Source organism: Stenotrophomonas sp. YJH_SMC_12-1, from assembly GCF_059370935.1.
In genome coordinates this window covers 23,900-32,890 of the sequence record NZ_JCAFUD010000015.1, presented here as the reverse complement: position 1 = coordinate 32,890, position 8,991 = coordinate 23,900, and the positions used below count along the sequence as shown (strand labels likewise).

The 8,991-nt window shown below is 63.1% G+C and carries 9 protein-coding genes; 6 read left to right on the top strand and 3 right to left on the bottom strand.

Translation table 11 applies throughout. The annotated features are described in order from the left end of the window. The 6 genes from AC5P8Y_RS19740 to AC5P8Y_RS19715 all read left to right on the top strand — a co-directional run. On the top strand, window positions 1-2,165 hold a 2,165-nt coding region (locus AC5P8Y_RS19740; RefSeq protein ID WP_495202136.1), incomplete at its 5' end, for a DNA/RNA non-specific endonuclease. After that, window positions 2,162-2,494, top strand: a complete 333-nt coding sequence (locus tag AC5P8Y_RS19735; protein WP_146257008.1) for a hypothetical protein — start codon at window positions 2,162-2,164, stop codon at window positions 2,492-2,494. The genes AC5P8Y_RS19740 and AC5P8Y_RS19735, both read left to right, overlap by 4 nt. Before the next feature lie 143 nt (window positions 2,495-2,637). Continuing rightward, window positions 2,638-3,318: a hemagglutinin repeat-containing protein gene (locus AC5P8Y_RS19730; RefSeq protein ID WP_111108655.1), complete on the top strand. Its 681-nt coding sequence runs from the start codon at window positions 2,638-2,640 to the stop codon at window positions 3,316-3,318. 41 nt (window positions 3,319-3,359) lie between these two features. Then, the gene (locus AC5P8Y_RS19725) at window positions 3,360-3,641 is read left to right on the top strand and encodes a hypothetical protein (RefSeq protein ID WP_146257007.1); all 282 of its coding nucleotides are present in this window, start codon (window positions 3,360-3,362) and stop codon (window positions 3,639-3,641) included. A 454-nt stretch (window positions 3,642-4,095) separates the two neighbouring features. Further along, entirely contained in the window at window positions 4,096-4,647 is a 552-nt protein-coding gene (locus AC5P8Y_RS19720; RefSeq protein ID WP_049433548.1) for an HdeD family acid-resistance protein, read from the top strand. Continuing rightward, on the top strand, window positions 4,644-5,114 hold the full coding sequence (locus AC5P8Y_RS19715) for a SecDF P1 head subdomain-containing protein (protein WP_111108654.1): 471 nt from the start codon (window positions 4,644-4,646) through the stop codon (window positions 5,112-5,114). The genes AC5P8Y_RS19720 and AC5P8Y_RS19715 overlap by 4 nt, the downstream gene beginning before the upstream one ends. A 52-nt stretch (window positions 5,115-5,166) precedes the next feature. Here AC5P8Y_RS19715 and AC5P8Y_RS19710 read toward each other — a convergent pair whose 3' ends face one another. The 3 genes from AC5P8Y_RS19710 to AC5P8Y_RS19700 form a co-directional block, all read right to left on the bottom strand. Beyond that, the gene (locus AC5P8Y_RS19710; RefSeq protein ID WP_049404450.1) at window positions 5,167-6,945 is read right to left on the bottom strand and encodes an MFS transporter; all 1,779 of its coding nucleotides are present in this window, start codon (window positions 6,943-6,945) and stop codon (window positions 5,167-5,169) included. A gap of 123 nt (window positions 6,946-7,068) precedes the next feature. Further along, window positions 7,069-8,196: an N-acetylglucosamine-6-phosphate deacetylase gene (gene nagA / locus AC5P8Y_RS19705; RefSeq protein WP_033833751.1), complete on the bottom strand. Its 1,128-nt coding sequence runs from the start codon at window positions 8,194-8,196 to the stop codon at window positions 7,069-7,071. After that, a complete protein-coding gene (locus AC5P8Y_RS19700; RefSeq protein WP_033833750.1) occupies window positions 8,193-8,969 on the bottom strand; it encodes a DeoR family transcriptional regulator in 777 nt (258 codons plus the stop codon). Before AC5P8Y_RS19700 ends, nagA begins: the two co-directional genes overlap by 4 nt. Window positions 8,970-8,991 lie beyond the last annotated feature (22 nt).

The window sequence follows — 8,991 nt, the reverse complement described above, 5'->3', positions numbered from 1 at the left end:
TGCAGGGTGCCCAGCTGAGCGGCGACAAGGTGGTGGCCAGCATCGGCGGCAACCTGTCCATCATCAGCGAGCAGGACACCGACGACTACGCCAGCAAGCAGACCCAGGCTGGCGGCACCTTCGTGTATGGCAGCGGCGGCAGCGTCAACATCGGCCAGCAGAAGGTCGAGAGCCACCTGCGCAGCGTGCAGGAACAGAGCGGCATCGTTGCCGGCAGTGGTGGCTTCAACATCGCTGTAGGCGGCAATACGCACCTGGAAGGCGGTGTGATCGGCAGCACCGCCGACGCCTCGAAGAACCGCCTGGATACCGGCAGCCTGACCGTTGTCGACATCGAGAACGAATCCCGCGCCAAGACCAGTGGCGGTGGCATCGGCACCGGGATGAGCAGCGGCGGTGGCATCAGTAACCCGCTGGGGAGCGTGGCCGGCGCGGGGCTGAGCCTGCTGGGCGGCACCAAGAAGAACGACAGCAGCACCACGCGCTCGGACATCCCCGCCGGCACCGTGGTGGTGCGCGATGGCAATGAGAGCGCTTTGGCCGGCCTCGATCGGACCGCGACCGGCTTTGATACCGACAGCGCACTGTCGGCCGTTGATCTGCGCAAGATGCAGGAGCGTGCCGAGGTGATGCAGCTGGGTGGGCAGCTGCTGTTCAAGGGTGTCGGCGACCTGGGCGGCTACCTGAGCCAGAAGGCGGAGACCGAAGAAGGCAAGGCGTTCTGGGCCGACGGCGGCAACGGCCGCGCACTGCTGCACGGCATGGCCGGTGCGGCGATGGCCGCATTGGGTGGTGCGGATGCGCTGAACGGCGCGGTGAGTGCTGCTGGTGCGGAGAAGGCCAAGAAGGCGATCTCGGATTACCTCACCGCCAACCAGAGCGAGATCAGCCCCGAGCAGTTCCGGTCCTTGATGGAGGTCAGTAGTGCGATGGTGGGTGGACTGGCCGGTGGAAGCACCGGCGCCAACATTGCGCTTACAGGAGATCGATTCAATCGGCAGCTGCACCTTGACGAAGCAAAGAAGCTGGATGCGTTGAAGCAGGGCAAGACTGCTGATGAGCAGCAGCGCTTGAACGACGCAATGTGTGCCCTGGTTCATTGTTCCGCCGGCGTACCGGATAGCGATCCGAACAAGGCTCAGCTGGAGGCCTCGGAGAAACGCGGACGTGGATACGCGGCAGAGCAGCAGCTTATCAAGGGCGCCAATGCTTTCCTTGGCTACTCAACGATCGATCAAGTAAATGACCAGATCCTTCGGTTCGATGAGTCATTCATGCGAATCAAGGGAGGGGTGCAGGCAGTCGGTGGTGCGGCTGGAGCAGTAGGTGCAACCGCCGGCGCGGTGGCAACTACGCCCGGTTGTGGGACTGTCGTGTTGTGTGCGGCACCGATTGGGCTGGCTGGCGTGGCCGTCCTGTCGGCCAAATCCGGTATGGATGGTCTGGACTCTGCCCTGGGGCCCTACAACTCAGTGCAGGGAAAGAGGGTTCTGGATTCGTTCAATGCTTCAACCTATCAAGGTGATCAGAATCCCTTGGCGGGTGCTGCTGTTTCACTCGTGCGGATGGCTGCCGAGCAGGCGATCAGCCGAGTGGGCGGAAGGGTGCTTGCGCAGAAGGAGCTTCCTAGTAGAGCGGATCACGTTGTAACTAACACCAATTTGGGGCGAGAGGGGAAGATTGATCCGTCGCGCGCGCAAAAGGGGACGAGGGAGTACGAGATTCTAAATAATCCGCCACCGAACTCCAAAGTTGAACTCACAAATGGAACGGTCTTCAAGACCAATGGAAGCGGGTTTGTGGAGGAAATAACGTACCGCCCTAACAATATCCCTGGGACTCGCGATGGGCGTCAGACCGCAGTCGGAAAGGAAGGGATTGCAGGTGATGTTGGAGGCCACATTCAAGCTTGTCGCCATGGTGGAACTTGCGATCGCTACAATATTTTCCCTCAGAATTCGAACTTCAATTCGAGCGCATACAAGAAGTTTGAGAATGAAATAACTTCTGCTCTGACGGAGGGTAGGAGTGTCGGAGATGTAACTGTGAAATTTGGAAGATCATCGCAGGGTAATGCGAGGCCAGATACGGTTACTGTTGTGTACAATATTGATGGTAAGATATCCTCGAGAACTTTTAAGAATGAGTACGGTGGTGGTCTATGAGTTGCATTGAAAGGCAGATCGAGATAATTGATTCTCTATATAGGGCGATGGATGCAAGTGCTGAGGATGGTTACACGGATGCTGTGTGTAGGTTTCGCTATCTTCCGGAGGAGGATGGTTCTCTTGGTATTGATTCCTCATTTTTTTACACGATCGGTGGCGTTTCCGTATCTGCATTATTGAATGATTATGGTGATAAGGGTTGTGCTGATTTGGTTTGTGATCTCCATGATGTAATGAAGGAGCATACGGGAGGGGATTGGAGGGAGTTTGATATTGTGATTAATTCCGATAAGACTGTAACTACACAGTTTAGATATTCTTGGTGATTTTTGTTCATGCCATTAGTCTAAAATTTCCAGGATCCTTTGACTCGATAAGGAATTCTTGAAAATCAAGGTGGCAGACGCTGAAGTGAAAAATTTGGCGTAATGGCGGAGCTAGTGCTTTCGGTTGAGGGCTAGTCCGTCCTATCGGCATCGGCGCCTCCAGCTCCAGTGCCAGCCAGACCAGCCACGACCAGTCGGCGGTGGGCAGTACCATCCGCAGCCAGGGCGACGTCAGCATCGTCGCCACCGCCGGTGACCTGAGCATCATCGGCAGCCAGGTGAAGGGTGACAACGTGGCGCTGGCCGCGCGGGACAACATCACCCTGCGCAGCGAAGCGGAAGAGCACACGCAGTCGTCGAAGAACAAGAGCGGCAGCGGTGAGATCGGCTTCAGCATCGGCGCGCAGACCGGTTGGTACGTGTCGGCCAGCACCGCCAAGGGCAAGGGCAGCGGCAACGGCACCACGCACGTCGAAACCGTGGTGGACGCCGACCGCAACCTGACCGTGATCAGCGGCAAGGACACCACGCTGCAGGGTGCCCAGCTGAGTGGCGACAAGGTGGTGGCCAGCATCGGCGGCAACCTGTCCATCATCAGCGAGCAGGACACCGACGACTACGCCAGCAAGCAGACCCAGGCTGACGGCACGTTTTTGTGCGGCAGCGAGCGCTGGAGTGGGGGGGCAACATCTGAGCTTTGTCGCCAGGCGTGGATGCCTTCAGCTCTGTTACCAGCCAAGCCTGGCACCACCAGAGCGCTGTTGACGACCCATGGAGTGGAGTGTTGTGGGAGGTTGTTGGCAGAGTTTGGTTCGGTGAACTAAAGTTAATTAAATAAGTGGTAAGGGCTGTCAAGGGAGCGCGAGTGAAAGATAAGAATTCATTGGCTATCGATTTCTCGGAGCGAGTTGGTGTGCCCATTGATAGGCGTTATCTATCTGATTTTTTCGATGTCATGAATGCGCGCGTCAAGGGAGATGGTTCATACTTCATTCTTAAGACGGACGGAGATAGGGTCGGTGCAAGGCTGACGTTCGTTTTTTGTGATCGTGCAAGGGATGTTGTGCTGAGGAGGGATACTTCCAGCATTGAGGACGGCATGATGCACATGTTTGCTGGCCTGGAAGAAGCAGGCGGCTACGTTTGATTAGTTCAAGTAGCAGATAAGCCGGCGCTTCACCTGAAGCGCCCTTGGCGTACTGGTTGGATGGCGTCCCGGCTTGTCTTGATATTGGAATGTGGGCCGTGCATATCGCTGATTCGGAGGGCCTTATCAATCCATCCCCGGGGTCATGCGGTGAATGTGGTGGTGCAGGACACAGCCGGGACAACCCGCAGAGCAGACTTGCATCGCAGAACTTGGCCGGCCTGGGCAGTGCGAAGAAAATGACAGCACCGCCACCGGTACTCATACTGCCGCCGGCCGGGTGGTTGCGGAGTCCAAATGAGAGTCGAAGCAGGCCTTGATCTAACAGTCGCGGTGCTTGACGCTCATGTCCATTGGGGCGTCGATCCAAGACGAACCCGTCCAGAACCACCGTCATCTCCCTCTTCATCACAACGGGCTACGATGAACCCGGTTCCGGATCGAAGGAGTGGCCATGAATTCCCCCTTGTCTCCCCTGTTGTCGGCAATCGGCCGTAGCTGGTGGATCCTCCTGCTGTATGGCCTGGTCGCTCTCGGCTTCGGCATCATCGCCATCGGCTGGCCCTTGTCGGCGGCCGTGGCATTGGCCTGGACGCTGGGCGTGATGGCCATCATCGAGGGCGTCATCAGCCTGTTCGCATTGATCAATGGCGGCAGCGGCGCGTCCCGCGGCTGGCTGGCGCTGTACGCCCTCGCCTCGCTGGGCTTCGGTATCCTGGCGGTGATCAATCCGCTGGCCACCGCCAGCGTGCTGGTGCTGTTCTTGGCGGCGTGGCTGCTGGTGGCCGGCATCTATCGCATCGTGTTCGCGATCCGCGTGCGCAAGCAGATCCAGGGCGAATGGTTGCTGATCCTCAGCGGCGTGCTGGCCGTGGTGCTGGGCCTGTTGTTTGCGGCCAACCCGTATGCCGGCGTGGCGGTCACCACGCTGTGGATCGGTATCGGCAGCCTGCTGTACGGCCTGCTGCAGGTGCTGGTGGCATTCAAGCTGCGGAAGCTGAAGTGAGAACGGCGCTTCCGCTGTTGGTGGGCGTGGCCTTGACCCTGGCCGGCTGCATGCCGGGCGCCACGCCCGCAGTGCAGACAGTCGAGCGCCATGCACCGCGCCCCGGTGTGGACGTGCGCCTGAGCGCGGTCGATGCGGATGGCAAGGGCACGCAAGCGCAGTGGCAGGGCGAGACCCTGGCGCTGCGCGAGCCGCCGATTGCCGACAGTGCAGATATCGCCGATGTGCGCTATGTGCTGGACGCGGGCCAGGAGCCCGGCCTGCAGATCCGGTATCGGCCAGAAGCACGCCAACGCATCCACGATGGCACGGCGGCGCTGGTGGGGCAACGAGCGGCGATCAGCGTGGATGGTCGCGTGCTGATGGTGGCGACGGTGAAAGGCCCGTTCGGTGAATCGATGATGTTGAGCGGGCTGCCGAGCATTGCCGAGGCACAGGCGTTGGCGAAGCACATCACCGGTCAGTAACGGGCGCGCCAACACCACCGCGCTACGCGCGGAGGTCGACCAAGGTCGACCGCTACCGGGCGAACCGTGCCTCGATCTCCTCCAGTGACTTGCCCTTGGTCTCCGGCAGCCAGAACGCGGCTACCAGGAAGAACACGAAGGTGCACGCCGCCCAGAACACGAACATGCTGGCGTAGCCGTAGTGGCCCACCGTGGGCAGGAAGATGGCGGCGATGGTGGTCGACACGAACTGGTTGATCAGCAGCGCGATGCTCATGCCATTGGAACGGATGCGGTTCGGCATCAGCTCCGACAGTGCCAGCCACACGCACACGCCGGGGCCGACCGCGAAGAACGCGACGAACACCAGGATGCAGGCGGCCACGGCCCAGCCGTGTGCCGGTGGCGGCACCGGGCCGATGCGCGCCTGTTCGATGCGCAGCGGCGCCTGCGCGGCACTGGCCGGGTCGGCGAACGGGTTCAGATGCAGCTTGCGGAAGAACGCACCAATCACGCTGTCGGGCTGCACGGTGCCGGCGCGTTCGATGCGCAGTTCGCGATCAATCAGGTTGTCGCTGCGCAGGGCGCGCACGTTGGTGAAATCACCGTAGGCATAGGAGACGGTCAGCTGCATCGGCCGCCCTTCGCGGTCGATCCCCGCGCCCAGGCGCTGCCACTGCGCATCATCCAGCACCAGTTGCAGGCCATCACTGCTGACCGCCGCCTGCAGCTGCGGTTGCACGTCGGCGCGGCCACGCTCGGCCTGGAAGAACAGCGTGGCCGCGGCCAGCAGCGCCACGCAGATGCCACCACTGCCGAGCATCAGCAGGAACCTGCGGCCCTTGCGGTCGACCAGCAGCAACGCGACCACGGTCATCACCGCATTGAGCAGCTTGATCGCCACGTCGGCGCCGTTGGCCACTGAACCGGACAGGCCGGCCTGGTTGAGGATGTTCACCGCGTAGGCCAGCACCGAGTTGATGCCGGTGGCCTGGGTGCAGGCCAGCACCACGCAGGCGAGCAGGAACGGCACCACGTAGCGGCGGCTGAGCAGTGGATCGCGCTTGCCGTCGCTGCTGCTCGACTCCGGCGCCTGGATCTGGGCCAGCGTGGGCTCGACATCTGCGGCCGGCAGGACGCGCTGGAGGCTGCGGCGGGCTTCATCGATGCGACCGCGCCGCACCAGCCAGCGTGGTGATTCGGACAGCCAGAAGATGCCGGCGCAGAACAGCAGGCCCGGCGCCAGGCAGGTCCAGAAGATGGTGCGCCAGGCGTGGTCCTTCACCGTGAACAGTTCCTGCGCCTGCTGCGCGACCGGCAGCGAACGCACGGCTTCGGCGGCGGCATCCACGGCGTGGGCGTGGTACAGGCCGATCAGGGCTGCCAGCACCAGGCCAACGGTCAGCAGCAGCTGGAACATCGCCGCGCCGCGCCCACGTCGCTCGGGGCTGAGCACTTCGGCCAGGTACAGTGGAATCACTACGCCGATCAAACCGCCACTGATGCCCTGCAGGAGGCGCCCCAGCAGCAGCGGCGTGTAGCCGGAAGCCAGTGCCATGATCGGAATCGAGGCAGTGAACAACAGGCCGGCCAGCAGCATCGCGCCGCGGCGGCCGATCAGGTCGGCAACCATGCCGGCGAACAGCGAGGACAGCACGCTGCCCAGCAGCACCGCCGCCACCACGAAGCCGAGCTGCTGGCTGCTGAGCTGCCAGGCGTGGCTGGCAGTTGCTTCAAGATAGGGCAGGGCGCCGGCGATGATGCCGATGTCGATGCCGTACAGCAGGCCACCCAGGCCGCCGATGAAGAGCAGGTAGCGTACGGGCCAGCGCGGAGCGGTGCGTGCAGTCATCGGCATATCCCAGAAGGTGTTTCGGTGCGGATTGCTTTCTGTAGAGTCGAGCCGAGCTCGACTGACCGCGCATGGCGCGGCAGAGCAGTCGAGCATGGCTCGACTCTACAAAGGCGCGGTGCGTCAGGCTGGTGTTGCGTTCAAATCGACCACGCGCCCACCCACCACCACCTGCTGCAGGCGCAGTTCGGCGTCCAGCACCACCAGGTCGGCGCGGGCGTCGGGCGCGATGCGGCCGCGATCATCCAGGCCCAGGTAGTCGGCGGGGAAGGTGGAAACACGCTGCGAGGCATCGGCCAGCTCCAGGCCCACACGCACCAGGTTGCGCAGCGCCTGGTCCATGGTCAGCGCGCTGCCGGCCAGCGAACCGGTAGCCAGACGCACGCAGCCGCCGCACTTGTGCACGCGCTGCTCGCCCAGTGCGTACTCGCCGTCGGGCATGCCGGTGGCGGCAGTCGCGTCGGTCACCGCGTACAGGCGCGGGATCGCGCGCGCGGCCAGGCGGATCACGCCGGGATGGATGTGCTGCAGGTCGGGAATGATTTCGGCGTACTGCGCATGAGCCAGTGCCGCCGCGGCGATGCCCGGGCGATAGTGATCGACGCCGGTCATGCCGTTGAACAGATGGGTGAAGCCGGAGGCACCGGCCTGCAGCGCAGCAACACCTTCTTCGTAGGTACCGGCGCTGTGGCCGAGCTGCACGCGGATGCCCATCGCCGAAAGCGCGGGAATCAGCGCGGTGTGCTCGCCGATCTCCGGCGCCAGCGTCATCACCCGGATCGGCGCCAGCGCGTGCAGCTGCTGTACCAGCGCCAGCGTTGCCTCGATGGTCCGGTTGGGCTGCGCACCCAGCCGCTGCGGGCTGATGAACGGCCCCTCCAGATGCACGCCGGCAATACAGGCGGCCTCGGCGTCGGGTGCGGCCATGGTGGCGGCCACGCCATGCAGCGCGTGCTCGATCTCATCCAGGCCAGCGGTCATGGTGGTCGCCAGCAGGGTGGTGGTGCCGAAGCGCAGATGGGTGCGGGCGATGGTGCGCGCCACGTCGCCGCCCTGCATCAGGTCCACGCCGGCCGCACCGTGCACGTGCAGGTCGATGAAGCCGGGCAGGATCACCGGCAGCTGCAGATCGTCAGCGCCGCTGTGGTCATCCACCTGCAGCTGGCGCACGTGCGAATCGAAGTGGACGTGGCCACGCCGCCAACCCAGCGGGGTGAGGATGCGGCCATGCAGGGAACGGGTGTCGCTCATGCGGTGGGCTCGGCGATGATCACTTCGATGCCCAGCCGCTGCAGTCCCTCGCGGGACGCGTCGTCGATGCCGGCATCGGTGATGATGGTGTGGATCTGATCCAGCAGGGCGATGCGGTGCAGGCTGACGCGCCCGAACTTGGAGGCGTCGGTCAGCACCACGATACGGCGCGCACGCTCGACCATGCGATGGTTGAGGCGGGCTTCGGCTTCGTCATGGGTGGTCAACCCGAACTGCAGGTCCAGGCCATCCACGCCCAGAAACAGCGTGTCGAAGCTGTAGGAGTTGAGGCTGGCTTCGGCCTGGCTGCCCTGCAGCGACAGCGACTGCTGGCGCAGCAGGCCGCCGGTCAGCAGCACGTTGATGCCGGCCGCGTTGGCCAGTTCCCAGGCGATGTTCAGCCCGTTGGTCATCACCGTCACGTCGCGCTGCGTGCGCAGGTGGCGGGCCAGGGTCATCGTGGTCGAGCCGGAGTCGATGATGATGTTGTCACCAGGCCGTACCAGGCGCGCGGCACACGCGCCGATCGATTCCTTCAGCGGCAGGTTCAGTGCGTCCTTTTCGTGGATGTCCTGTTCCTGCGGCGGCGTGCGCACAAGCGTGGCGCCACCGTGGGTACGGTTGGCCAGGCCCTGCGATTCGAAATGGGTCAGGTCGGCACGGATGGTCACCGCCGACACGCCGAAGCGCTCGACCAGATCGGCCACCTGCACCGAGCCGTGCTCGATCAGCAGCTGCAGGATCTGTTGCCGGCGGGAGCGGGTGTTGCGCATGGCCATTCTCGGTGTCGCGGGG

Coding starts and splice junctions, on each gene's coding strand:
- AC5P8Y_RS19710 (WP_049404450.1), bottom strand. CDS start 6,945: ATGACTGCACGCACCGCTCCGCGCTGGCCCGTACGCTACCTGCTCTTC.
- AC5P8Y_RS19700 (WP_033833750.1), bottom strand. CDS start 8,969: ATGCGCAACACCCGCTCCCGCCGGCAACAGATCCTGCAGCTGCTGATC.
- nagA (WP_033833751.1), bottom strand. CDS start 8,196: ATGAGCGACACCCGTTCCCTGCATGGCCGCATCCTCACCCCGCTGGGT.
- AC5P8Y_RS19735 (WP_146257008.1), top strand. CDS start 2,162: ATGAGTTGCATTGAAAGGCAGATCGAGATAATTGATTCTCTATATAGG.
- AC5P8Y_RS19720 (WP_049433548.1), top strand. CDS start 4,096: ATGAATTCCCCCTTGTCTCCCCTGTTGTCGGCAATCGGCCGTAGCTGG.